General features: G+C 66.1%; 17 protein-coding genes and 1 pseudogene. 7 read left to right on the forward strand and 11 right to left on the reverse strand.

The window, feature by feature from the left end:
- Positions 1–109 precede the first annotated feature (109 nt).
- Positions 110–2533: a trimethylamine-N-oxide reductase TorA gene (torA, locus tag M2319_RS02130; RefSeq protein WP_264599777.1), complete on the forward strand. Its 2424-nt coding sequence runs from the start codon at positions 110–112 to the stop codon at positions 2531–2533.
- Positions 2534–2615: 82 nt separating this feature from the next.
- Complete coding sequence (locus M2319_RS02135) at positions 2616–3779, forward strand: NapC/NirT family cytochrome c (protein ID WP_264599778.1); 1164 nt, start codon at positions 2616–2618, stop codon at positions 3777–3779.
- A gap of 111 nt (positions 3780–3890) precedes the next feature.
- On the opposite strand, the gene M2319_RS02140 is transcribed toward M2319_RS02135, so the two are convergent.
- The 8 genes and pseudogenes from M2319_RS02140 to M2319_RS02175 all read right to left on the reverse strand — a co-directional run bounded on the left by M2319_RS02140 (position 3891) and on the right by M2319_RS02175 (position 11464).
- On the reverse strand, positions 3891–4892 hold the full coding sequence (locus M2319_RS02140; RefSeq protein WP_264599779.1) for a hypothetical protein: 1002 nt from the start codon (positions 4890–4892) through the stop codon (positions 3891–3893).
- 141 nt (positions 4893–5033) lie between these two features.
- Positions 5034–5324 (reverse strand): annotated as a pseudogene (locus tag M2319_RS02145) (co-chaperone GroES); the annotation flags it as partial.
- Positions 5325–5443: 119 nt separating this feature from the next.
- Positions 5444–6109 carry a hypothetical protein gene (locus M2319_RS02150; RefSeq protein WP_264599780.1) on the reverse strand — a complete coding sequence of 222 codons (666 nt, stop codon included), beginning with the start codon at positions 6107–6109 and terminating at the stop codon, positions 5444–5446.
- Positions 6110–6234: 125 nt separating this feature from the next.
- A complete protein-coding gene (locus M2319_RS02155) occupies positions 6235–7062 on the reverse strand; it encodes an ABC transporter ATP-binding protein (RefSeq protein ID WP_264599781.1) in 828 nt (275 codons plus the stop codon).
- On the reverse strand, positions 7059–7814 hold the full coding sequence (locus M2319_RS02160; RefSeq protein WP_264599782.1) for an ABC transporter ATP-binding protein: 756 nt from the start codon (positions 7812–7814) through the stop codon (positions 7059–7061). Before M2319_RS02160 ends, M2319_RS02155 begins: the two co-directional genes overlap by 4 nt.
- A gap of 11 nt (positions 7815–7825) precedes the next feature.
- Entirely contained in the window at positions 7826–9019 is a 1194-nt protein-coding gene (locus M2319_RS02165; protein WP_406682060.1) for a branched-chain amino acid ABC transporter permease, read from the reverse strand.
- 3 nt (positions 9020–9022) lie between these two features.
- Positions 9023–10051: a branched-chain amino acid ABC transporter permease gene (locus M2319_RS02170; RefSeq protein WP_264599784.1), complete on the reverse strand. Its 1029-nt coding sequence runs from the start codon at positions 10049–10051 to the stop codon at positions 9023–9025.
- Positions 10052–10123: 72 nt separating this feature from the next.
- Complete coding sequence (locus M2319_RS02175; RefSeq protein WP_264599785.1) at positions 10124–11464, reverse strand: substrate-binding protein; 1341 nt, start codon at positions 11462–11464, stop codon at positions 10124–10126.
- A 250-nt stretch (positions 11465–11714) separates the two neighbouring features.
- Here M2319_RS02175 and M2319_RS02180 point away from each other — a divergent pair, with 250 nt between their 5' ends.
- The 4 genes from M2319_RS02180 (at position 11715) to M2319_RS02195 (ending at position 16580) form a co-directional block, all read left to right on the forward strand.
- Entirely contained in the window at positions 11715–13106 is a 1392-nt protein-coding gene (locus M2319_RS02180) for a helix-turn-helix domain-containing protein (RefSeq protein ID WP_264599786.1), read from the forward strand.
- Positions 13107–13223: 117 nt separating this feature from the next.
- Positions 13224–13601: a response regulator transcription factor gene (locus M2319_RS02185; protein ID WP_264599787.1), complete on the forward strand. Its 378-nt coding sequence runs from the start codon at positions 13224–13226 to the stop codon at positions 13599–13601.
- A gap of 34 nt (positions 13602–13635) precedes the next feature.
- Positions 13636–13893 carry a hypothetical protein gene (locus M2319_RS02190; RefSeq protein ID WP_264599788.1) on the forward strand — a complete coding sequence of 86 codons (258 nt, stop codon included), beginning with the start codon at positions 13636–13638 and terminating at the stop codon, positions 13891–13893.
- Complete coding sequence (locus M2319_RS02195) at positions 13893–16580, forward strand: sensor histidine kinase (RefSeq protein ID WP_264599789.1); 2688 nt, start codon at positions 13893–13895, stop codon at positions 16578–16580. The genes M2319_RS02190 and M2319_RS02195 overlap by 1 nt, the downstream gene beginning before the upstream one ends.
- 88 nt (positions 16581–16668) lie before the next feature.
- Here M2319_RS02195 and M2319_RS02200 read toward each other — a convergent pair whose 3' ends face one another.
- The 3 genes from M2319_RS02200 to M2319_RS02210 form a co-directional block, all read right to left on the reverse strand.
- Positions 16669–18372: a DUF882 domain-containing protein gene (locus M2319_RS02200; protein WP_454557346.1), complete on the reverse strand. Its 1704-nt coding sequence runs from the start codon at positions 18370–18372 to the stop codon at positions 16669–16671.
- A 256-nt stretch (positions 18373–18628) separates the two neighbouring features.
- Positions 18629–20281, reverse strand: coding sequence for a L,D-transpeptidase family protein (locus M2319_RS02205; RefSeq protein ID WP_264599791.1), 1653 nt, complete (start codon positions 20279–20281; stop codon positions 18629–18631).
- Between the two features lie 129 nt (positions 20282–20410).
- Complete coding sequence (locus M2319_RS02210; RefSeq protein WP_264599792.1) at positions 20411–21967, reverse strand: sigma-54-dependent transcriptional regulator; 1557 nt, start codon at positions 21965–21967, stop codon at positions 20411–20413.
- Positions 21968–22231: 264 nt separating this feature from the next.
- Here M2319_RS02210 and M2319_RS02215 point away from each other — a divergent pair, with 264 nt between their 5' ends.
- Positions 22232–24106 (forward strand): M3 family oligoendopeptidase, encoded by a 1875-nt coding sequence (locus M2319_RS02215; RefSeq protein ID WP_264599793.1) that lies wholly within the window; start codon positions 22232–22234, stop codon positions 24104–24106.
- Positions 24107–24182: the final 76 nt, after the last annotated feature.

Here is a 24182-nt window from a genome sequence, read left to right on the forward strand (position 1 = left end):
ACGCCGGCCGGCCGCCGGTCGTTCTCCTCGATTTATCGAAGGTCGGCAGACCATTTCGATTGGCACGACCGAAAGCGGCGTGCCCTGACTGAGAAGGAAAGGGATACCCATGACCAGTCACCCGATCACACAAGTCTCGCGCCGCTCGGTGCTGAAGGGCCTCACCGCCCTCGGTGCCGGCACGCTTCTGGTGCCGTCCGTGCTGCGCCAGGCCTATGCCGCGGCGGTGACCGACGGCGAGGTCGTCACCGGCTCGCATTTCGGCGTTCACTACGCCAAGGTCGAGGGCGGCAAGCTCGTCGCCGTGCGTCCGCACGAAGCCGACCTGGCTCCGGTCGAGCAGGGAACGACGCTGGTCGACTGGGCGTATTCGCCGACCCGCATCAAATATCCGATGGTCCGCAAGGGCTTCCTGAAGGACGGCGCCAACAGCGACCGCAGCGAGCGCGGCAAGGGCGAGTTCGTGCGCGTGTCCTGGGACGAGGCGCTCGATCTCGTCGCCAGCGAACTGAAGCGCGTCAAGGACGAGCATGGCAACGGCGCGATCTATGGCGGCTCCTATGGCTGGCGCACGCCGGCGATGCTGCACAACTGCTTCAACAACCTCTATCGGCTGCTGAACCTCAATGGCGGCTTCGTCGACGACGTCAACACGTACTCCACGGGCGCGATCCGCGTGATCCTGCCCTATGTGATCGGCACTTCCTATTACGACTCCTCGACCTGGCCGAGCATCATCGAGAACACCGAACAGATCGTCTTCTGGGGTTCCGATCCCGCCGTCTGCTGCCGCATCGGCTGGTCGGTTCCGAACCATGCCGGCCTCAAATACCTTGAGGAGTACAAGGCGACCGGCAAGCCGTCGATTTCGGTCAACCCGATCAACACCGAGACCGCCAAGCTGCTCGGCTCCGACTGGGTGGCCCCGCGTCCGGGCACCGACGTTGCCATGATGCTCGGCATCGCCCACACGCTGCTGACGGAAGACCTGCACGACAAGGAGTTCCTGGCCAATTACTGCACCGGCTTTGAGGAATTCTCCGCCTATCTGAAGGGCGAGCCCGACGGCACCGAAAAGACCGCCGAGTGGGCCGCCGAGATCTGCGGCGTCAGCGCCGACAAGCTGAAGGAAATGGCCCGGTCCATGGCCTCCAAGCGCACGCTGATCACCATGGGCTGGTCGATCCAGCGCCAGGACCATGGCGAGCAGGGTCCGTGGATGGCCCATACGCTGGCCTGCATGCTCGGCTATATCGGCCAGCCGGGCGGCGGCGCCGACTTCACCCTGCATTATGGCAGCTACGGCACGCCGAAGGGCAACGGCCCGTCTTTCGCCGGCTTCCCGGCGGGCGAGGCCTCCAAGGACGTTCCCGCGCCGATCCCGTGCTCGCGCGTGCCGTGGGCGCTGGCCAATGCGGGTGAGAAATACGACTACAACGGCCAGGAATACACCACGCCGGATCTGCGGCTGGTGATCTGGGCCGGCGGCAACCCGTTCCACCACCACCAGGATCGCAACCAGCAGATCGACTTCTGGCAGAAGCCGGAGACGATCATCATCAGCGACATCAACTGGACGCAGTCGGCCCGGTTCGCTGACATCGTGCTGCCGATCTCGACGCTGTTCGAACGCAACGACATCTGCAACATCAGTGAGCAGAATGCCGGCCTGTGCGCGATGCAGCAGGCGATCGAGCCGCTGTTTGAGTCCAAGACCGACTTCTGGGTCTATTCCCAGGTGGCCAAGCGCCTCGGCTTCGAGGCGGAATACACCGACGGCATGGACGAGATGGGCTGGCTCAAGCACATCTACGACGAAGGCGTTGCCAAGGCGGCGGAAAAGGGCATCGAGAGCCCGGACTTCGATACCTTCTGGAACGAAAAGAAGGTGTGGATGTACGACGTCACCGACGAGAAGCGCAACTACGTGCAGTTCGCCAAGTTCCGCGAGGATCCGCTGCTCAATCCGGTGGCGACCCCGTCCGGCATGTTCGAGATCCTGTCGCGCAAGATCGCCGGCTACAATTACGACGACTGCCCGGGCCATCCGACCTGGATGGAGCCGTTCGAGCGGCTCGGCGGTGCCATGTCGGACAAGTATCCGCTGCACATGACCTCGTCGCATCCGGACTATCGTCTGCACTCGCAGCTCGATAACGCCGAGCTTCGGCACAAATACGAGGTGAAGGGCCGCGAGCCGGTCTGGATCCACCCCGATGCGGCCGAGGCCCGCGGCATCGCCGACGGCGACGTGGTGCGCATCTTCAACGACCGCGGTGCGGTCCTGGCCGGTGCGGTCGTCACCGACCGGATGAAGAGCGACGTGATCCGCCTGCAGGAAGGCGCCTGGTACGACCCGGCCGAGCCGGGCGAGAAGGGCTCGCTGTGCAAGCACGGCGATCCGAACGTGCTGACCTTCGACAAGGGCACGTCCAAGCTCGCCCAGGGCAACTGCGCCCACACCGCGCTGGTGGAGATCGAGAAATACACCGGAGACCTTCCGACCATCACTACCTTCGAGCCGGTCGCCTAAGACCGGATACGCAAGCGATTGGAGCGGGCGCCTTCTGGCGCCCGTTCTTCCGGGGACACCCTGCTACACTGGAAATTGAGACATGATCCGCAAATGGTGGAATATGCTGTGGTCCCGCACGACGTCCTTTCGCCTGGGCGTGGTGCTGATCATCGGCGGTATTGGTGGCGTCGTCTTCTGGGGCGGCTTCAACACCTTCATGGAGTATACGAACACCATGGAGTTCTGCATCTCGTGCCATGAGATGCGCGACAACGTCTATGCCGAGTACACCCAGACCGTTCACTACAAGAATGCCTCGGGCGTGCGCGCCATCTGCTCCGACTGCCATGTGCCGAAACCCTGGACGGCCAAGCTGATCCGCAAGATCCAGGCCTCCAACGAACTCTACCACAAGCTGATCGGCAGCATCGACACCAAGGAGAAGTTCGAGGCAACCCGGCTGGAGATGGCGGAGCGGGTCTGGGCGACTATGAAGTCGAACGACTCCCGCGAATGCCGCAACTGCCATTCCTTCGAGACCATGGATTTCCACAAGCAGCGGGAGACCGCGGCCAAGCAGATGCAGGAGGCCATGAAGAACGGCGATACCTGCATCGACTGCCACAAGGGTATCGCCCACCACAAGCCGGACATGGCCAAGCGCGCGCGCCAGGAAGCGGCCGCCTTCATGGCCAGGACCGAGGACCTGACGGGCGACCATGTCTGGGCCAAGCGGACGACGGGCCTGGTCGCCGAGCCTGCGGAAGACGCCAGCAAGCTGGCAACCGTTCTGGTCGGCGTCGGCATGACCCGGCTGGAGACCAGCGGCGACTACGTCAAGGTGCGGGTCGAGGGCTGGCAGGCGGGCCAGGTCGTGCGCGGCCAGTATGCGGGCTTTGGGCTGCGCGCCCTCAACCTGTCGATCTCGGCAAGCGCCCTCGACCAGGTCAAGAAGGGCGAGAGCCGCTTCTACGAGGACGGCAACCAGGACTGGGTCCGGACCTCGCTGGACGGCTGGATCAAGGCCGCCGACCTGACCGCCGACGACCAGATGCTGTGGTCGATCGCCGACCGGACGTTCTCCAGCCAGTGCGGCGCCTGCCATTCGCCGCCGGACCCGGCCTCGCGCGATGCGCTTGCCTGGCAGACGGACGTCGACACCTACGCCCCGCGGACCAGCCTGACGCCGGAGGAAAAACGCTTCGTCCTGCGCTACCTGCAGGTCCATGGCGCCGGCTCCAAGGAAGCCATGGCGATCAACTGACCGGTAGGCACCCCGTCAAACAGCAGGCCGCCCGGAGCGATCCGGGCGGCTTTTTTGTGCGGCGAGGGCGGGATGGGTGACACAGCCTGCCGCCGGGGCAGGCCCGGCGCGTCACCTCTTCGGGCTTTGCGTGCGCGTCCGCGACGGCTTGCGCTTGTGCCAGCGGGAGGGCTCGAAATCGCGGTGGTAGATGGCGCGGCGGCTGACGGCGGTCCAGAAGGCCCGGCGCTCCTTGCCGTGGCCGGGCAGCTCGTACCCCATCGCCTTTGCCAGCGCCGGCAAATAGCAGTCGAACGCCGCCTTGACGACGGCGCCCCAGGCGATCGCCCGCTCGACGGCAAGGAGGTAGCTGAGCCGGGCGACGATCGCGGCGCCGACGACGAAGGCGAGGAGTTCGGCCTCGGCCCAGATGGCGCCGACCGCCGCTGGCGGGGAGCCGATCGCGGTCCATTCCACGTCGAGCGCGAACCGGACGCCGGCAACGAGCGCGACGATCAGGGACAGGAACGTCAGGTTCAGGGCGGCGCTGACCTGGGTCTTGTTGTCCTCCACGGATTTCAGGAAGTCGTCCGGCATGACCGTGCAGAGGTGGATCCACAAGGGGATGCTGTCGGCGCTGTAGACCTGGCGCGGATAGTCCTCGAAGGCCCGGATGGCGTTGCCGAACCGCGTCGGCAGCACCTTGTCCCGGTCCGACGGGAAGGTGGTGACGAACTCGAACAGCGCGTCGTCATAGTCCTTCTGCTTGTCCGGCGGATAGGTGTCGCCGGCCGCGATCCAGGCATCGCCAAGCGTCTTGATGCGCGCCTTCAAGGCGTCGAAGCGTGCTTTGGCCCGCTTTTCCAGGGGCGCGGCGAAGGGCAGCGTGTAGCCTTCCAGGATCTTGAAGAGGATGGTGTTGACGAGCGACAGCAGCACCGCGAACAGCCAAACCGCCACCGCCAGGTAGACGAAGTTCTCAAGCGCCTTTTCCTGGGCCATCGCCTTTGCCGCGGCGGCGACTTCCGGCACGTCGGAAAAGATCGTCGTCAGGGCGACGGCAAACAGCACCGACGGCAGCAGGAAGCCGATGATGAAGGCCTTGTCGGCGAGCTTCGGAAGGCTGCCCAGCATCGCGCGCCCCTTGCGTGGCCGCTACCGGCGGCGGCCCTTGATCGGGCCGCCCGACGACGTTCCGTGCTCTCCCGGCAGTCCCTCGACGGATTTCGTCGACGGGCCGCCGGAGGAGATTCCGTGTTCGCCGGGCAGGCCTTCGACGAGGCCGAGGAGGTCGGATTCCTTCAGGATCAGGTAGTCCTCGCCGGCAATGCGGACCTCCGAGCCGGTCCATTTGCCGAACAGCACCCGGTCGCCTTCCCGCACGGTCGGGGCGACCAGCGCGCCGGCGACGTCGCGCGCGCCCGGGCCGACGGCGACGATCTCGCCTTCCATCGGCTTTTCCTGGGCGGTATCGGGGATGAGGATGCCGCCGGCCGTGCGCCCCTCGCTCTCGATCCTGCGCACCAGCACCCGGTCGTGAAGCGGGCGAAACTTCATCTTGTCCATGGCACCCCCGAGGCGATCGGTGACGTTTCGTCAAGCGTACGCCGCTGACCCCAGGTTGTAAACGATGCCGTGCTGCCGCCGAGCGGCGGCATCGCGCCGGAGGCGCCGGGAGAGGGCGCCTATCTGCCGGTCTGTTTCAGCTCGGCGATGCGGGCAAAGGCGGCGTCGCGGCTGTCGAAGAGGTTCGGATCGTAGCTCGCCGACAGTGGCTCGTCGGTCACCTTGGTCTCGTCGGCCTCGCGCTCCACATAGCGCACGGTGCCCAGCGAATGGGTGACGTTGATCTTCTTGCCGCGATGCGCGAATGCAACCCAGGCCTCCGGCCAGATGCGGCAGTCCTTGTAGTTGACGACGAAATACCAGTGGCGGCCGGTGGTCGCGATCAGACCGTCGATGACGTCGTGGAAGTCGTTGACGGTCTTGGAGCTTTTGAAGACGAAATTGCTGAAGTCGATCTCGATGACGTCGAGGTCGTCGAGGATATGCACCCGCGAGGCGTATTCCCGGTAATCCTCCTGGGAGAGCTCGCTGGCGCTTCTTGTGTGCCCGGTCTCGCCGCCGGCGTCGTAGACCGACTCGGCAAGGCCGGCGACCGCCTTTTCCAGCCGGACGCAGCCGCGCAGCGCGGTGTCCAGGAACCGGGTGCGCTCCTCCCTGGAGAGGTCGTCGAAATCCCTCAGGATTTCCAGCGAGCCCCGGATCGCCGTCAACGGCGCGATGAATTCCTCTTCGACCTTGGTACTGAGGGCGACGGTCTCCTTCGCGCCCGACCCGTCCCTGTCCATATCGCGGCTCCCAAACGGTCGTCGACGGTCACGCCTTGACCGGCACGGCAACGCCTGGCGTTGCCGCAATCCTGCCGGTGGCCGACATGTCGACGGTTCCGGTACCCACTTTTCTGCCCGATGCCCTAGATCGCCAGATATTGCTGGCGCAGGTCGGCGTTGTCGAGCACCTCCTGGGAGACGCCGTCGAACACCACCTGGCCCATGTCGAGGATGATCGCGCGGTCGGCCAGATGCAACGCGGCAATCGCGTTCTGCTCGACGATGATTGTGGTCATGCCGAGGTTCTTGATCTGCTCCAGCGTGCGCTCGATCTCCTGCACGATGACCGGGGCAAGGCCCTCATAGGGCTCGTCGAGGAGCAAGAGCTTGACGTCGCGGGCCAGCGCCCGGCTGATTGCCAGCATCTGTTGCTCGCCGCCGGACAGCGTGATGCCCTCCTGGTTGCGCCGTTCGCCGAGGCGCGGGAAGAGGTCGTAGATGCGCTCGATCGACCAGCCGACGGGCGGCGCGATCTGGGCGAGCTGCAGGTTCTCCTCCACCGTCAGGCCGGCGATGATGCGCCGGTCCTCAGGCACCAGGCCGATGCCGGCGAGCGAGGCCTGGTGGGCGCGCATGTTGTGCAGCGGCTTGTGGTCGAGCCAGATTTCGCCGTGCTTCAGGCTCGGCGAGTCGACCCGGGCGATGGTCCTCAGCGTCGAGGTCTTGCCGGCGCCGTTGCGGCCGAGAAGGGCGATGATCTCGCCCTCGCGGACGTCAAAGCTGACGCCCTGGACGATGTAGCTCTCGCCGTAATAGGCGTGGACGTCCCAGCAGGAGAAGAATGCGGGCTGGCCGCCGGTGGTCAGCGTCGGCTTCTTGCCCGGCGCGGCGCCCGCGAACGGGTCCTCGGCGAGCAGCGACGGGCCCGGCTTTTTCCCGGGAGCGGTGCCCCCCTGATTGAGATCGGTCATAGGTGCGCGCCTCCGAGATAGGCTTCCTGAACCTTCGGGTTGCCCTTGATGTTCTCCGGCATGTCCTCGACGATCACGGTGCCCTGGGCGAGCACGGAGATCTTGTCGGCCAGCGAGAACACCACATGCATGTCGTGTTCGATGACGACCATGGTGACGCCGCGGTCGGCGATGGTCTTCATCAGGTCGATGGTGTTGTTGGTGTCGGCCCGGGCCATGCCCGCGGTCGGCTCGTCGAGGAGCAGGAGCTTGGGGTCCTGCACCAGGCACATGGCGAGCTCCAGGCGCCGCTTGTCGCCGCGCGAGAGCTGGCCGGCGATCTCGTTCGCCTTGGCGGCAAGGCCGACGTCCTCCAGCATGACCATGGCCTTGTCGCGGATCACCGTCTCGGTCTTGATCTGGCGCCAGGCGTTGAGCGTGAAGATGCCGTCGCGCTTGGCAAAGGCCGGGATCATGACGTTGTCGACGAGGCTCAGTTCGCCGAAGATCTCCGGCGTCTGGAAGACGCGGCTGACGCCGATCTGGTTGATCTCGTGCGGCTCGATGCCGAGCAGCGAGGTGCCGTCGAAGGTGACGGTGCCGGTGTCGGGTTCCAGGCGGCCGATGAAGCAGTTGAGCAACGTCGACTTGCCGGCGCCGTTGGGGCCGATGATGGCGTGCACCGTGCCGGCCTCGACGGTCAGGTTGACGTTGTTCAGGGCCTTCAGGCCGCCGAAGTTCTTGTTGACGTTCTTGACGGAAAGAATGCTCATTTTTTCTCTCCTCACTCGGCCGCCGCGGAGGCCTGGTCGGACGCCTTGCCGCCCTTGCCGCCGCCGAACAGCCGGGAGACCCCGACCTTGATGCGCCTGAAGCCTTCCATCAGCCCGCCGGGCAGGAAGATGACGATCAGCATGAACAGGGCGCCGAGCGTCAGGTGCCAGCCCTCGCCGACGAACAGCGAGGAAACCGAGACCAGGGCATGCTGCAGGGTCTCCGGCAGGAAGCTGTAGGCCTGCATCAGGATGCCCTCGTTGAAGGACGAGAAGATGTTCTCGAAATATTTGATGACACCGGCACCGATCACCGGGCCGAGCAGGGTGCCGGCACCGCCGAGGATGGTCATCAGCACGACCTCGCCGGAGGCGGTCCACTGCATGCGTTCCGCACCGGCGAGCGGGTCGGTGACGGCCATCAGGCCGCCGGCAAGGCCCGCATACATGCCGGAGATGATGAAGGCGGCGAGCGCATAGGGCCGCGTGTTGAGGCCGGTGTAGCTCATCCGGTTCTGGTTCGACTTCACCGCGCGCAGCATCAGGCCGAAGGGCGAGCGGAAGATGCGCATGGAGATGAAGAAGCACACGATCAACAGGACGGCGCAGAAATAGTAGCCGGCGTTGAACTGGAAGTCCTGGCCGAACAGCATGATCTCGGTCGTGGAGTTCATGTCGATGCCAAAGAAGTTGGAGACCGGCAGTGCGGCGCCGTAGTCGATGCCGGCGGCGGTGTCGAGGATCCGCGGGTCGGACTGGTCGAGCTGCAGGCCGGTCTCGCCGTTGGTGATCGGGGTCAGCACCGAATAGGCGAGGTTGTAGCACATCTGGGCAAAGGCCAGCGTCAGGATCGAGAAGTAGATGCCCGAGCGGCGCAGCGAGATATATCCGATGACGGCGGAAAACAGGCCGCCGAACAGGATGGCGAAGAAGATCGCCGGCAGCGGGTTCATCGACAGCAGCTTGAACGACCAGACCGCGGTGTAGGAGCCGACGCCGAGGAAGGCGGCGTGGCCGAAGGAGAGGTAGCCGGTCAGGCCGAACAGGATGTTGAAGCCGAGGGCGAAGATGCCGAAGATCGCGAACTTCTGCAGAAGGTCCGGATAGCCGGCGCCGATCGGGGTGAAGATGAAGGGTGCGGCAAACACCACTATCGTGAAGCCGATCAGGAGAAGCACGTCGTTGCGGTTCATTGTAAGGCTCATAACTCAGTGCTCCATCACGCCCTTGCGGCCCATCAGGCCACGCGGCCGGACCAGCAGGATGACGACGGCGATCAGGTAGATGATGATCTGGTCGATGCCCGGGAAGATGTCCTTGACCTCGTTCATGGAGGCAAAGCTCTGCAGGATGCCGAGCAGGAAGCCGGCGAGCACCGCGCCGGGCAGCGAGCCCATGCCGCCGACCACGACCACGACGAAGGACAACACCAGGAAGTCCATGCCCATGTGGTAGTCGGGACTGAGGATCGGCGTGTACATGGCGCCGGCGAGACCGGCGACGACGGCGGCGATGCCGAAGACGATGGTGAAGCGGCGGTCGATGTCGATGCCGAGGAGGCCGACGGTCTCGCGGTCGGCCATGCCGGCGCGCACGACCATGCCGAAGGTGGTGAGCTGCAGGAAGGCGAACACCGCGCCAATCACGCCGAGCGAGAACAGGAAGTAGATCAGACGCCAGGCCGGGTAGACGACGTTGCCGGCATCGAAGCCGAGGGCGACGCCGAAGTCGATCATGCCCTGGGCGGCCTCGGGGGCCGGCTGCGGGATCGGGTTGGCGCCGAAGAAGGACTTGATGATCTCCTGCAGCACGATGGCGAGGCCGAAGGTCACCAGGATCTGGTCGGCGTGCGGGCGCTTGTAGAAGAAGCGGATCAGGCCGCGCTCCATGGCGATGCCGACGATCAGCATCACGGGTATGGCGACGAGAACCGAGAACGGCACGGAAAAGTCGACGACGAGGCGGCCGAACTCACCGAACCAGGCCTCCATATAGGGCTGGCGGATTTCCATCGGCGTGCCCCAGGCCGTGGTCTGGGTCGGGTCGAGGGTGACCTTTTCCATGCCCAGGAACGCCTTCACGGTGACCGCGCAGAAGGCGCCGAGCATGAACAGGGCGCCGTGGGCGAAATTCACCACGCCCAACGTTCCGAAAATGATCGTCAGGCCAAGCGCGATCAGCGCATAGGCGCCGCCCTTGTCCAGACCGTTGAGGATTTGCAGCAGAATCTCGTCCATGGATCTCGCTCACGTCGAAAGGTCGGCCGCCCCCGAAGGGGCGACCGTGTTGCTTGCAAAAAGGCAGGGTGATCAGGCGCCGTCGTTGTACGGGCCAAGCTCGCCGCCGAGCAGGTCGGCCGGATACTCGACCTGCTCGCGCGGGGTGACTTCGACGACTTCCAGAAGGTCGTAGTTGGAGGAGGGGTTCTCCTTACCCTTCACGACCAGGACGTCCTTGAAGCACTGGTGGTCGGCCGCCCGGTACTCGGTCGGGCCGTTGCCGAGGCCATCGAAGGTGAAGCCTTCCAGAGCCTTGCCGACCCCCGACGGGCGGAACGTGCCGGCGCGCTGGCAGGCATCGGCGTAGAGGATGGTCTGGCAGTAGCAGGTGTGGGCGGCCTGGGACGGCGGGAAGCCGTATTTCTGGCCGAACGACTTGACGAACGCCTTGGAGCCCTCGTCCTGCAGCGACCAGTGCCAGTTGGTGGAGCCGAAGATGCCCTTGATGGCATCGCCGGCACCCTGGGCCATCAGGCGCGAGAACAGCGGCACGACGATGGCGAACTTCTTGCCGTTCACTTCCTTGTCGCGCAGGCCGAACTGGACCGCCTGGGTCAGCGAGTTGACCATGTCGCGGCCGTAGTGGTTGAGCACCAGCACGTCGGCGCCGGAGTTGAGGACCGGCGTGATGTACTGGGAGAAGTCACCGGCACCGAGCGGGGTGCGCACGGCTGCGACCGTCTCCCAGCCGAGTTCCTCGGTGTACTTCTTGATCGAGCCTTCCTGCGACCAGCCCCAGGTGTAGTCGGCGGTCAGGTGGTAGGCCTTGCGGTCGGAGCCGAAGTTGTTCTTCAGCACCGGGGCCAGCGCGGCGCCGGTCATCTCCGTGTTGAAGAAGTGGCGGAAGCCGTTGGCCCGCTTGTCCTTGCCGGTGGTGTCGTTGGAGTGGGTGAGGCCGGCCATGAAGATGACGCCGGCTTCCTGGCAGAGGCCCTGCACGGCGATGGCGACGCCCGAGGACGAGCCGCCGGTGATCATCACCGCGCCGTCCTTCTCGATCATGCGCTTGGCGCTGGCGCGGGCGGCGTCGGATTTGGTCTGGGTGTCGCCGGTGACGAAGGCGACCTTCTTGCCGTTGACGCCGTTGCCCTTCAGCTCCTTGGAGGAGAAGGTGGTCAGCATGCCGCCGTCGCCCTCGCCGTTGAGGTGCTCGACCGCGAGCTGGTAGGCGCGCAGCTCGTCCGCGCCCTCGTCGGCATAGGCGCCGGTCTGCGGCACGTTGAAGCCGAGGGTGACGGTGTCGCCGGTCGGCTCGTTCATGTATTCGGCGGACCAGGCGCGGCTGGTAAAGATCGTCGGTGCGGCAAGGCCGACACCGGCAGCGGCCGTGCCTTTCAGCAGGCCGCGACGGTTTACATATAATTTGCTCATGAAAAAAACTCTCCCTTGCAGCGTTTCCCTAGGGTTAAGCCGAATGGCCGGCCTTTGGCGTCCAGGCTCTTTTCGGCCCACGGACGATTGTCTCGCCCGGCGCCAAACTGAACGAACGCTGTCAAATACACAATAAGCAATTGGAACTAATTGCTTTTTCTGTAAATCTATTTCATTATTTGGATGTTAAGTTGTCAATAATTGACAAGCGAGCGATCGCCACACTACCCGCAAAGGGAGCAAAATCCCCGTGGAATCGTCGATTCTCGGCACCCGCATAAGACAACGCAGGCGCGAGATCGGCCTCACCCAGGCTGAGCTCGCGCGCCGGATCGGCATCTCCGCGTCCTATCTGAACCTCATCGAATGGAACAAGCGGCGGATCGCGGGCGGGCTTTTGCGGCGCACGGCCGAGGCGGTGGATCTCACCGTGGAAGAACTCGACGACGATACCGGCAAGCGGCTGCTCGACCGGCTGAGCGAGATCGCCCAGCTTCCCGAACTCGCCGATGTGGGGATCGAGGAGCACCGCACCAACGAATTCGTCGGCCGCTTTCCGGGCTGGGCGCAGGGTATGGCGGCGCTTGCCCAGTCGGAGCGCGAGGCGACCGTGCGCGCGCAGATCCTTGCCGACCGGCTTTCCAACGATCCGTTCCTCAGCGAGACGGTGCACCGCATGCTGACGCGGATCGCGGCGATCCGTTCGGCCGCGGAGATCCTGTCCGACTATCCGGAGGTGCCGCAGGCGCGCCGCCAGCGCTTCACCGACATCGTCAACGAGGAAAGCCGGACGCTGACCGGCATCGCCGAGGCGCTTGCCGCCTATCTCGACAAGGTGGAGGCGAGCGACCGCAGGCTGACCCCGGTCGACGAGGTCGAGGCGCTGTTCGGCGAGCGTCAGAACCGCTTTGCCGAACTGGACGCGGCCGCCGCGCCGCTTGGATCCCGGCTCTCATCGCTGCATCCCGGCGCGCGGCGCGACGAGGCGCGGGCGCTTGCCCAGGCGCATCTCCAGGAGATCGTGGAGACGCTGTGCCGGCAGCCGCCGATCGAGACCGCGGCGGCGCGGGACCGGGCGCGGCGCCGGCTGATGGACTATGCCACCGGCGCCGTGCTGATGCCGCTTGCCGATTTCGTCTCGCGCAGCGCCGACCTTCGCTACGACATCGAGGCGCTGGCCGAGGCGTTCGCGGCGACGGTGGAATCGGTGTGCCTGAGGCTGACCGCGCTGCCGCCGGGCCGGGAGGTGCCGCGCTTCGGTTATTTCCGGGCCAATGCCGCCGGCACCATCATCGAGATGCTCGGCCTTGAGGGTCTGACCGTGCCGCGCTACGCCGCGGCCTGTCCGCTCTGGGTGCTGTACCGGGCGCAGGCCTCGCCGGAGGCGGTGCTGCCCCAGCGGGTGCTGTTTCCCTCCGGCGCGCGCTTCGTGTTCGTCGCCCGGGCGACCGGCGTCGGGCCGACCGGCTTCGGACGCCCCCGCCACTATGTCACCGACATGCTGGTGATGCGCGAGGGCGATGCGGCCCTCACCGTCTACGCTCCGGATCCGCGGGCGCTGGTGGAGGAGGTCGGGCCCAGTTGCCGCCTCTGCCCGCGCCGGTCCTGCCTGCACCGGGTGGAGGATCCCTTTGCCGAATAGCAGCGCACGGCGGCGCGAGGAATAACACCAATTCCTCAATTGCCACTCCGCGCCAATTATCGTGTAATCGCGCCGACGCCTGCATCAGACCAGTGCGCAGTGGAGGAAGCAAGACCAATGGCAAAACGCGTGTTGCTGGCCGAGGACGAACCGAACATCGTGGAATCGCTCACCTTCCTTCTGGAACGGGCGGGCTTCGATGTCGCCGTCGAGACGGACGGGCGCAAGGCGCTCGACAAGGCGCTGGCCGACACGCCCGACGTGCTCATCCTCGACGTCATGCTACCGGAAATCGACGGCTACGAGATCCTGCGCCAGTTGCGCGCCGACCGGCGCGCCGACCGGCTGCCCGTCCTGATGCTGACCGCCAAGGGCCAGCGCGAGGACCGCGATACGGCACTGGAATGCGGTGCGGATCTCTTCATCACCAAACCGTTCGCGAATTCCGAGATCGTCGCCGCCGTCGTGAAGCTCGCCGACGGCCGCCCCGCATAGCCGCTGCGGCGGCTCGCTCCCTGAGGCGCCTGCCATGAGCGACCATACGGAAGTCCAGTTCCTCCATCGCCAGACCCGGGACCGTGCCATTGTCCTGGTTATCGTCGGCGTTGCCGTCCTGATGCCGCCGATCATCGGCATGTCGCTGATCCCGCACAAGATCGCCGGCATCCCGGTGCCGCTGCTCTATGTGTTTTCCGTCTGGATCTGCCTGATCGCGGGCGCCTTCCTGCTGGCGCGGCGATTCGCCGAGAGCGATCCGACCGTGTCGTCGCACGACCCGGCGCCCTGATGCTGTCCGTCAATTTCCTGCTCGCGGTCTGCCTCGGCTATGTGGCGCTGTTGTTCGCCGTCGCCTTCATCGTCGACCGGCGCAACCGGCGCGGCCCGATCGGCTGGCTGCAGTCGCCGGTCATCTACACCCTGTCGATCTCGGTCTACTGCACGTCCTGGACATTCTACGGCGCGGTCGGTTCGGCGGCGCGCAGCGGGCTGGAGTTCGTCACCATCTATACCGGGCCGACGCTGGTCTTCATCGGCTGGTGGTGGCTCTTGCGCAAGCTGGTGCGCATCGGCCGGGTCCACCGGGTCACCTCGATCGCCGACCTCATCTCCTCGCGCTACGGCAAGAGCCCGAGCCTTGCCGTGCTGGTCACGCTGATCGCGCTGATCGCGACGACGCCCTATATCGCGCTGCAGCTCCAGTCGGTGACGCGCAGCTACCAGATCATCGCCGGCGAGGCCGACGTCGTCTCCACGGCGTTCTGGGTCGCCGCCGGCATGGCGCTGTTCACCGTGCTCTTCGGCACCCGAAACCTCGACGCCAACGAGCGCCACCACGGGGTCGTCGCGGCCATCGCCCTTGAGGCGATCGTCAAGCTGGTGGCGCTGATTGCCGTCGGCGTTTTTGCCACCTTCGGCCTGTCGGGCGGCTTCGACGACGTCTTTGCCAATGTGTCGATGGAGGATATCCGCGGCGCCGGAGATATTTTCGGGCCGCGCTGGGCGACGCTGACCTTCCTGTCCGCGGCCGCGGTCATCTGCCTGCCGCGCCAGTTCCAGGTTACCGTTGTCGAAAACATCGAGGAGCGGCACCTGGCGACGGCGTCCTGGCTGTTTCCGCTCTACCTCTTCGGCATGACCCTCTTCATCATGCCGATCGCCATCGTCGGCCTGAAGATGATGCCGGAGGGCAGCAATCCGGACTTCTTCGTTCTGACCCTGCCGCTCGCCTCGCAGCGGGACGACTTGGCGCTGCTCGCCTTCCTCGGCGGTTTTTCCTCCGCGACCTCCATGGTCATCGTCGCCGCGATCGCCGTCTCCACCATGGTCTCCAACCATATCGTCATGCCGATGGCGATGCGGCTGCTGGCCTCCAACCCGGCCGTCAGCGGCGACGTGCGCAACCTCCTTTTGATCTCGCGGCGGATCAGCATCGCGCTCATCCTCGGCCTCGGCTTCCTCTATTTCTGGGTCAGCGGCGGCTCGTCGGCGCTCGCCGCCATCGGCCTCATCGCCTTCGTCGGCGTCGCCCAGTTCCTGCCGAGCCTCATCGGCGGCATCTTCTGGCGCGGCGCGACGCGCATCGGGGCGATCGCCGGTCTCAATGTCGGCTTCCTGTTGTGGGCCTACACGCTGTTCCTGCCGAGCTTTGCCGGCGACTTTGCCGGCACGGCCGCATTCCTTGCCGAGGGCCCGTGGGGGATCGCGCTGCTGAGGCCGCAGGCGCTGTTCGGCCTTACCGGGATCGACCCGCTGGTCCATGCGGTGATCTGGAGCGTCGGCCTCAACACGCTGACCTTCCTCGTCGTCTCCAGCCTGGTGGCACCGGGGGCTTTAGAGCGCTTGCAGGGTGCGCTCTTCGTCGACGTCTACCGCACCACGGGCGGGCGTCCGGCCGGCGTACAGGTCGGCACGGCGCAATCGGAGGATCTCTTCATCCTCGCCCAGCGCATCCTCGGCGCCGAACCGGCGCGGCGGCTGTTCGACGAGATGTCGCGCAGCCAGGGCAGGGCCGGCGGCCTGCCGCATCCAACCGATGATGTGATCGGCCGCCTGGAGCGCGAGCTTGCCGGCTCGATCGGCGCGGCCTCGGCCCACGCCATGGTCACCCGCATTGCCGGACGCCAGACCGTGGAGATCACCGATCTCTTCGACATTGCCGACGAGACCCAGCGGCTGATCGAGACTTCGCGTCGGCTGTCGGAGAAATCGATCGAGCAGGAGCGGACCGCCCAGCAGCTCCGCAACGTCAACGAACGGCTGCGGGCGTTAGATGCCCACAAGGACGACTTCCTCAGCCAGGTCAGTCACGAACTGCGCACGCCGATGACCTCGGTGCGCTCCTTCTCCGAAATCCTGATGACCGAAAAGAGCCTCAGCGAGGACGAGCGCGACCGGTTCGTCTCCATCATCCACGACGAGAGCCGGCGGCTGACCCGGCTCCTCGACGAACTCCTCGACATCAGCCGGCTGGAGGCCGGGGCCTCCGTCGTCGACGTGGAGCCGATCGATGCGCGCCAGGCGATCGATGCGGCGCTGGCCGCCGTCGACAGCATGACCCGCAATTCCGAGGTCGACGTCACCGTCGATCCGGACCCGACGGGGGTCAGCATCATGGCCAATTCGGACCGGCTCCGGCAGGTGCTGATCAACGTCCTGTCGAACGCCGTCAAATACAATGCCGCGGAAGAGCCGAGCATCCATGTGCGCACCAATGTGCGCGGGCCCGTCGTCCATATCGACATCATCGACAATGGCGGCGGCGTTTCGCGCCAGGATGCGACGGTGGTGTTCGAGAAGTTCGCCCGCGGCAGCCGCGCCAGCCGCGACCAGGGAGCCGGCCTCGGCCTGCCGATCAGCCGCGCCATCATGCGGGCGATGAAGGGCGACCTCGTCATCGTCTTTGCCAATGACGACACCAGCTATTTCCGCATCATCCTGCCGCTGGAAAGCCGCACCGGCAAGGCGACAGAATAGGACGGCAATCCTCGGGACCAACGAAAAAGCCCGGCGGAGCGATCCGCCGGGCTTTTTTGGCTTTTTGTCTGCGCCGTGTGACGTCGGCTCAGTAGATCGAGCGGGTCGGCAGGGCGGCGATCGCGGTGCCGCTGAAAGCGTCCATCCTGAGGGCGGCCGGCGGGTTGCCCGAGAAGTCGTTGACCACCGTGCGCGCCGGCACCGACATGAAGTAGGCGATGCTGCGCTGGTCGGGGTGGTAGAGCTCGGCAAAGGCCGTGGTGCCGGCGGAATGGGCGTCGACGAAGAGGCGCGGCGCGTTGATCATGCGACCGGTCGGATCGTTCGGGTCGTCGGACCGGGCAATCGTCGTGCCGTCGGCGCCAATGCGGGCATCGCCCTTCAGGCTGGCCAGGGCACGCGGGCGCGGGTTCGGCCGCGGCGAGGCCGACGGGACGGCGGTGTCGGCCAGGCGCCGGGTCTCGTCGAAGATCGAGCCGGGCTTGGAGGGCGGTACCGCCGAGGCATAGCCGAGGACGGCGGCCGTGTCGTTTTCGTCGATCGCGGCGACCTCTGTGCCGTCACGCGGGATGGTCGCGGTGACGGTGGCGTCCGCCTCGGCTGTGTTGGCCGACGCGACCAGGGTCGGCACGGCCGGCTTCAGGCGCGGGATCGCGGTATCGTCGACGAGGGCGGCAATGGCCGTCTCGGTGACCGGTTTCGGCCGCGGCGGCGGGGCATCGGCCCGGATCACGAATGCCGGCTCTTCAGCCGCTGCCGGCGCCTCGGGCGCTGCGGGCTCGGCCGCGGTCTCCGCCGGTGCCGGCTCGGTGTTGTCGGTGCCGACATTGCTGCCGAACAGGGAATTGTTGGTCGGTGTCGCAAGGGCGACGCGCGTCTGGCCGTCATTGCCGACCGGAGCCGGCGGGACCGGCCCGCTGCGCCGCGTGGCGACTTGCTGCGTGCGGACGGCCTTCGGCGCGGCTGCGACCTGGGTGCCGCCGCTCGCCTCGACGCCGCCGCCATCCTCTTCCTCGTCGAGGCCGCCGCCGAACAGGGCGCTCAGGAAGCCCTTGCCGGTGCCCTTCTCGCGCAGCACGCCTTCGTCCCAGCCGCTATTGCGGGAGCCGGTGGTCGGCGCGGTAAGCGAGGCGACGCGGGTCGAGCGCTGGGCGAGGCTCTTGCCGGACTTGGCGCGGGCGAGCGCGGTCTTGTAGCCCGGCAGCGGCTTGCCGTCGGACGGCACGTGCAGCGTGTTGCCGTTGGGGAAGACCTGGACGAGCTGGCGCCGGGTCATACGCGGCCAGTGGCGCACACGGCCGGTATCGAGGTGGATGAACTTGGAATGGGAGCGCGGATAGTAGCCGACGCCGCCGACCTGCTGCTGCAGGCCGATGACGCGGATCTTGGAGGACTTCACGCCGGGAATGAAGAAGTCCATCGCCTTTCCGAGCGTGTGCTGGCTGAACTTGGCGACGCCGCGCGAGCGCCGGCGCAGCATGTTGTTGGTGGCCGGAGAGCGGTAGCCGGAGACGACGTGGATCGGCTTGCTGGTGCCGGTCCTCTGGTAGACCGACCAGATCAGGTCGAACAGGCGCGGGTCCATCTTGATGGACTCATTGCGCCGCCAGTCGCGCAGGAACCGGTTGAGGTCGCGCAGGCCGGAAGCGACGTACCGCCCGTTCTTTTTGAACGTGATGGTCGCGCGTTCGTGGGTGTGTGTGTTGTAGAGCGTCAGGGCGCGGGTTTCGGCAAAGGCGGATCCGCCAAATGCGGTCACGCAGAAAACCGCCGCGAAGAGCGCGGTAATCAGCTTCGCCAAACCGGGCACGCCATGTGCTACAAAACCGGCGTTCGTTGTCGACAAGACACGTCCCGTACTGTTTCGCGCTGAAGAAGCGCTGGCCCCCAAGCCTACTTGATGTACGCCCGGATAGGTTAATGTCGATTTACCGCAGAGCGGAATAGCCGCCAAAAATGACGGTTCCACGGCATCGGCGGCAAAAATAGCCCGGATTTTCGGAAAAATCGACCGTTGTCCGCCGTTTTCGGCCCATCCGGGCTGCAATTCACAGCTTTAAGGCCTTCTTCAGGCGCTCGTGATGGCCGTAAATGTCCGGCAAACGCTTCAGTTCGCCGCGCCCGTTAACGATGGTCGTAAAATAGGTCAGGTGAACGGGGATGTGGTGGTCGAGGTCGATGCGCCGCTCGCCGCCCCCGAAGATGCTCTTGAGTCGCGCGGCGTTCCATCCGCTGCCGGCGAGCAGGACGTCGGCGAGTTCGAGCGGGTCCTGGACGCGCACGCAGCCATGGCTGAAGGCGCGGCGGTTGCGCTTGAACAGGTTCTTCGACGGCGTGTCGTGCAGGTAGATGGAATATTTGTTCGGGAACATGAACTTCAGCCGGCCGAGGGCGTTGCGCGCGCTCGGACGCTGGCGAATGCGGATGTTCCTGAGGCTCGCCGCCGACCATTCGACCGAATAGGGGCTGACGACACGGCCGCGATAGACCACCTCGTAGCCGCGGCGCGAGAAATAGGCACCGGGATTGGCGCGGATGCTCGGAAGCATCTCCTTGGTGGCGATCGAATAGGGCACGTTCCAGTACGGATTGACGACGATGTGCTCCATCTCGTCGGAGAACACCGGCGTCTGATTGTGCACCTTGCCGACGACGACGCGCGCCCGGTGGACGACGCGGCCGTTGTCGACGACGCGGACCAGGAACTCCGGAATGTTGACATAGACGTGGTTGCGGCCGAGGTCGCGCGGCAACCAGCGCCAGATCTCCATGTCGGTGATGATGTCGGGGATCGGATCGGAGGCGGTGGTGCCGTTGAGGGCGGCGACCGTGCGCGGCCCAAGGATGCCGTCCGACGTCAGCCGGTGCTCCTCCTGGAAGCGGCGAAGGGCGGCGTCGACCTCCTCGTCGAAATACGCGGCATCGCCCGTGGCCTCGGCGAGGTCGAGGTGCTTGCGAAGGAGCGGCAGGCGCGGGTCGGTGTCACCGAGGCGGGCGTTGTCGCCGGCCGGCAGCGGCTCGGGCCGCTCGGCAGTGGCCTCGTCGCGCTGGCGCCGCAGTTCGGCGAGCTTGGCGCGCAGGCGCCGGTAGCCTTCGTGGGGCGGGTTGTAGCCCTGCAGCGTGCTTCCGGCGTCCTCGGCCTCGGCGAGCCGCTTCAAGACCTCGATCGGGTCGGGGCGCACCGGGCGCTGCTTGATGTAGCCGGAAATGTCCTTCGGATCGATGCGCCCGGCCTGGGCGTCCTCCGCATAGGTGAGGGCGGCGAGCGCGACGGCGACTTCCAACTGTGCGGCCTTTTGCGGCGTGGTGCCGGCAACGGCGCCCGGGTCGGCCTCGGGCACCTTGTAGGCCGCGGGGTCGAGCCCGTCCTCGTCGGCATGGGCGAGCCGGTCGAGGAGGTCGAGGCCGCGCTCCGTCAGCGCGCCGCCATCCGTCCAGGCCGGCTGCCAGTTGCGGTCGGCATAGAAGGCCTTGAGAGCTGCGATATGGCGCTTGTCGTCGAAGGTGAGGGCGCCGGCGCTGCCCGACAGGAGGAGGTGCAGGTCTTCTGCGACCGGATCGAGGCTCGGGCGGTGCGCGGCGAGCGCTTCGGAAAAGGCCGTGTCCGGTTCGGCCCGCACTGCGGCCGGGCTGCCGGCCTGGAGGCCGGCGGCGATAAGGGCGATGGCGAGGGCTCTCGATAGCGGCATGCGTCCGGTCACGTAGCGGCTCCCTTTGGAACGGGGTGTCGGTCGGCGACCGCGAGCGTTTCGCGGCCAAGGGCGGCTGAACACGTCCCCCTTAAAAGGGGGCTCGCGCGTCCGATTTCAATGAACAGTCGCGTGATCGGCCTATTCGGCCGCCTCGTCGTCGGCCGGTGCATCGAGGCCGTAGTCGCGGACCTTGCGATAGAGCGTCGAACGGCCGATCTTCAGGCGCCGGGCCACTTCCGCCATGCGGCCGCGATAGTGGTCAAGGGCGATGCGGATGATGTCGGCTTCGACCTCGTCGACCGGGCGGACATGGCCGGTGTCGTCGAGGGCGCGCAGGAACCCGAAGGGCGTCTGGCGCGAGGCATCACTCGGGGCGGGCGCTGCCGGGGCAGGCTGTGGCGGGACGGGCGCGGAGGCTGAGGGCGCCGCGGGCCGGGAAGGCTCGCTCGGCCCGGCAGCCGCTGCGGCTGGATCAAGGGATGGCGCACCGGTCGGCTGCGTGCTTCCTTGCGTCTGGTAGGCGATCTGCGGGAACTCGTCTTCGGTCAGGCATTCGCCGTCGCACAGCACGACGGCGCGGAAGACAGCATTCTCAAGCTGGCGGATGTTGCCCGGCCAGTCATAGGCCATCAGCATCTGCATGGCGGCAGGGGCGACGGAGTTGACGTAGCGCTTGCCTTCCTCGGCCGCAAAGCGGGCGATGAAGTGCTGGACGAGCTTCGGGATGTCCTCGCGGCGGTCGCGCAAGGGGGGAATCCAGATCGGAAAGACGTTGAGCCGGTAATAGAGGTCCTCGCGGAACCGGCCTTCCTTGACGAGGTCCAGAAGGCGCCGGTTGGTGGCGGAGATCAGCCGGAAGTCGACGGCGACCGGACGGCGGGCGCCGATCGGGTCGACCTCGCCCTCCTGCAGGGCGCGCAGCAGCTTGACCTGGACCTCGGCCGGCAGCTCGCCGACCTCGTCGAGGAAGAGGGTGCCGCCGTTCGCCTCCTGGAACTTGCCGACATGCTTGTCGACGGCGCCGGTAAAGGCACCCTTCTCATGGCCGAAGAGGATCGATTCCACGAGATTGTCCGGGATGGCACCGCAGTTGACGGTGACGAACGGGCGCGCGGCGCGCTCGCTGGAGCCCTGGATGGCGCGGGCGACCATTTCCTTGCCGACGCCGGATTCGCCCTCGATGAGGATCGGGATGTTGGAGGTCGCCGCGCGCTCGCCGAGCCGGATCACCCGCTCCATGGGCGGACTGGAGGTGACGATATCGGAAAAGGTCAGGGTGCCGGACCGGAACCGCTTGATGCGGCTAACCTCGCCCTCAAGGGCAGTAACCTTAAGCGCGTTGCGGATCGAGACTTCCAGCCGTTCTGGCGAGACCGGCTTGACGACGAAGTCGTAGGCGCCGGCGCGCATGGAGCCGACCACGGTGTCGATGCCGCCCTGGCCGGTTTGGACGATCACCGGGATGGTGATGCCGGCCTCGCGCATGCGGGTCAGCACGCCCATGCCGTCGAGGTCTGGCATGACGATGTCGAGCACGACGACGCCGATATCGGCGGCTTCCGGCCCGTTGAGGATGGAGAGCGCCTGTTCGCCGCCCTCCGCCACGACGGCGCCGAAGCCGAAGCGCTTGACCGCCTCCTCCAGGAGCCTGCGTTGCACGGGATCGTCGTCGACGATGAGGATGCGTTTGGTCATGGGTCCCGGTCCGGATCGCTCGCCTACTCGTTCAGACGGCGCTGGATAAATCGGCTCCGCCGTTTGCATGCGCCTGTCTCATTTCGGGTCATCATGGAGGGAACGGGTTAATAAACGCCTGCTCCGGACTTTATTTGCACCGCCCTTGCGATATTTGCTCATAAAGGCGCGGCGCGGCCGTTGAACCCGTCCGCCGCGACACGATATGAAACCCGTTCCGCCCGGCGCCGCGCGCCGCCACCGTTCCTTTTCAAGAGACCGCCGATGACCGCCTTTTCCACCGATGCCGCCACAGGGTTTCCCGGAGTTTTCCACAAGCCCGTCCACAGCCCGGACGACGGGGGCGCGGCGGCCGCCGGCGATCTCGGCGCATTGCCGGAATGGGACCTCACCGACCTTTACGACGGGCCGCAGTCGGACGCCGTCAAGGGCGACCTGAAGCGGGCGAAGGACGAGGCGGAGACCTTCGAGAAGACGCGCAAGGGGCGGCTTGCCGGCTATCTCGCGCCGGGCGGCGATATCGGTCAGCTCGTTGCCGCGATCCGCGAATATGAGGAACTGCAGGAGCTGCTCGGCCGGCTGATGTCCTATGCGAGCCTCCTTTATTCCGGCCAGACCACCGATCCGGCGCGGGCGAAGTTCTATGGCGACGTGCAGGAAAAGGTGACGGCGGCGAGCGTCCATCTGCTGTTTTTCGAGCTGGAGCTCAACCGGGTCGACGATGCTGCCGTCGAGGCGGGCTTTGCGGACGCGGGGCTCGCGCACTACCGCCCGTGGATCGAGGACATCCGCAAGGAAAAACCGTATCAGCTCGAGGACGACATCGAGCGTCTCTTCCACGAAAAGTCGGTGACCGGGGCGGGTGCCTGGAACCGGCTGTTCGACGAGACGATGGCCGGGCTGTCTTTCCAGACGGAAGCCGGCGAACTCGGCCTTGAGGCGACCCTCAACCTGCTGCAGGACCCGGACGAGGCTAAGCGCAAGGACGCGGCCGAGGCGCTGGCCCAAACCTTCTCGGAGAACCTTCGCACCTTCACCCTGATCACCAACACGCTCTCCAAGGACAAGGAGATCTCCGACCGCTGGCGCGGTTTCGGCGACGTCGCCGATTCCCGGCATCTCGCCAACCGGGTCGAGCCGGAGGTGGTAGCGGCGCTGGTCGATGCCGTCACCGGCGCCTATCCGAAGCTCTCGCACCGCTACTACGCCATGAAGGCGCGCTGGCTCGGCATGGACAGGCTCGCCCATTGGGACCGCAACGCGCCACTGCCGAACACCGACCGGCGCAAGGTCTCCTGGGACGAGGCGTCGAAGACCGTGCTCGATGCCTATGGCGGCTTTTCGCCGAAGATGGCGGAGATCGCCGACACCTTCTTCAAGCGCAACTGGATCGACGCGCCGGTGCGCCCCGGCAAGGCGCCGGGGGCGTTCTCGCACCCGACAGTGCCGAGCGCGCATCCTTACGTGCTCCTCAACTACCAGGGCCGCACGCGGGACGTCATGACGCTTGCCCACGAACTCGGCCACGGCGTCCACCAGGTTCTGGCTGCGCCGCAGGGCGCGCTGATGGCGCCGACGCCGCTGACGCTGGCCGAGACCGCCAGCGTCTTCGGCGAGATGCTGACCTTCCAGGCGATGCTGAAGAAGGCGGAGACCCCGCAGCTCCGCAAGATCATGCTCGCCCAGAAGGTCGAGGACATGATCAACACGGTGGTGCGCCAGATCGCCTTCTACGTCTTCGAGCGCCGCTTGCACGAAGCGCGGCGCGAGGGCGAACTGACGTCGGACGAGATCGGCCGCATCTGGCTGGAAGTGCAGGGCGAAAGCCTCGGCCCGGCCGTGGCGCTGAAAGAGGGCTACGAGACCTACTGGACCTACATCCCGCACTTCATCCACGTGCCCTTCTACGTCTACGCCTATGCCTTCGGTGATTGCCTCGTCAATTCGCTCTACGCCGTCTACGAGGAGGCCGAAACCGGCTTCCAGGAGAAGTATTTCGACATGCTGAAAGCCGGCGGCACGAAGCATCACTCCGAACTGTTGGCGCCCTTCGGGCTGGACGCGTCAGACCCGGCCTTCTGGCAGAAGGGGCTGGGGGTGATTTCGCGGATGATCGATGAGTTGGAAGGGATGGAGTGAGGGGGGTAGTGCGGCGTGTCGCGTTTCTTCGCTGCCCCACACACGTTGCAAGCAAAAGCCATCTAGGACTATTGAG

Source organism: Rhodobium gokarnense (genome assembly GCF_025961475.1).
Taxonomy (GTDB): domain Bacteria; phylum Pseudomonadota; class Alphaproteobacteria; order Rhizobiales; family Rhodobiaceae; genus Rhodobium; species Rhodobium gokarnense.

Bases quoted from the DNA above. Each gene is read 5' to 3' on its own strand.
- torA (WP_264599777.1), top strand. From the start codon at position 110: ATGACCAGTCACCCGATCACACAAGTCTCGCGCCGCTCGGTGCTGAAG.
- M2319_RS02135 (WP_264599778.1), top strand. From the start codon at position 2,616: ATGATCCGCAAATGGTGGAATATGCTGTGGTCCCGCACGACGTCCTTT.
- M2319_RS02140 (WP_264599779.1), bottom strand. From the start codon at position 4,892: ATGCTGGGCAGCCTTCCGAAGCTCGCCGACAAGGCCTTCATCATCGGC.
- M2319_RS02150 (WP_264599780.1), bottom strand. From the start codon at position 6,109: ATGGACAGGGACGGGTCGGGCGCGAAGGAGACCGTCGCCCTCAGTACC.
- M2319_RS02155 (WP_264599781.1), bottom strand. From the start codon at position 7,062: ATGACCGATCTCAATCAGGGGGGCACCGCTCCCGGGAAAAAGCCGGGC.
- M2319_RS02160 (WP_264599782.1), bottom strand. From the start codon at position 7,814: ATGAGCATTCTTTCCGTCAAGAACGTCAACAAGAACTTCGGCGGCCTG.
- M2319_RS02165 (WP_406682060.1), bottom strand. From the start codon at position 9,019: ATGAGCCTTACAATGAACCGCAACGACGTGCTTCTCCTGATCGGCTTC.
- M2319_RS02170 (WP_264599784.1), bottom strand. From the start codon at position 10,051: ATGGACGAGATTCTGCTGCAAATCCTCAACGGTCTGGACAAGGGCGGC.
- M2319_RS02175 (WP_264599785.1), bottom strand. From the start codon at position 11,464: ATGAGCAAATTATATGTAAACCGTCGCGGCCTGCTGAAAGGCACGGCC.
- M2319_RS02185 (WP_264599787.1), top strand. From the start codon at position 13,224: ATGGCAAAACGCGTGTTGCTGGCCGAGGACGAACCGAACATCGTGGAA.
- M2319_RS02190 (WP_264599788.1), top strand. From the start codon at position 13,636: ATGAGCGACCATACGGAAGTCCAGTTCCTCCATCGCCAGACCCGGGAC.
- M2319_RS02195 (WP_264599789.1), top strand. From the start codon at position 13,893: ATGCTGTCCGTCAATTTCCTGCTCGCGGTCTGCCTCGGCTATGTGGCG.
- M2319_RS02210 (WP_264599792.1), bottom strand. From the start codon at position 21,967: ATGACCAAACGCATCCTCATCGTCGACGACGATCCCGTGCAACGCAGG.
- M2319_RS02215 (WP_264599793.1), top strand. From the start codon at position 22,232: ATGACCGCCTTTTCCACCGATGCCGCCACAGGGTTTCCCGGAGTTTTC.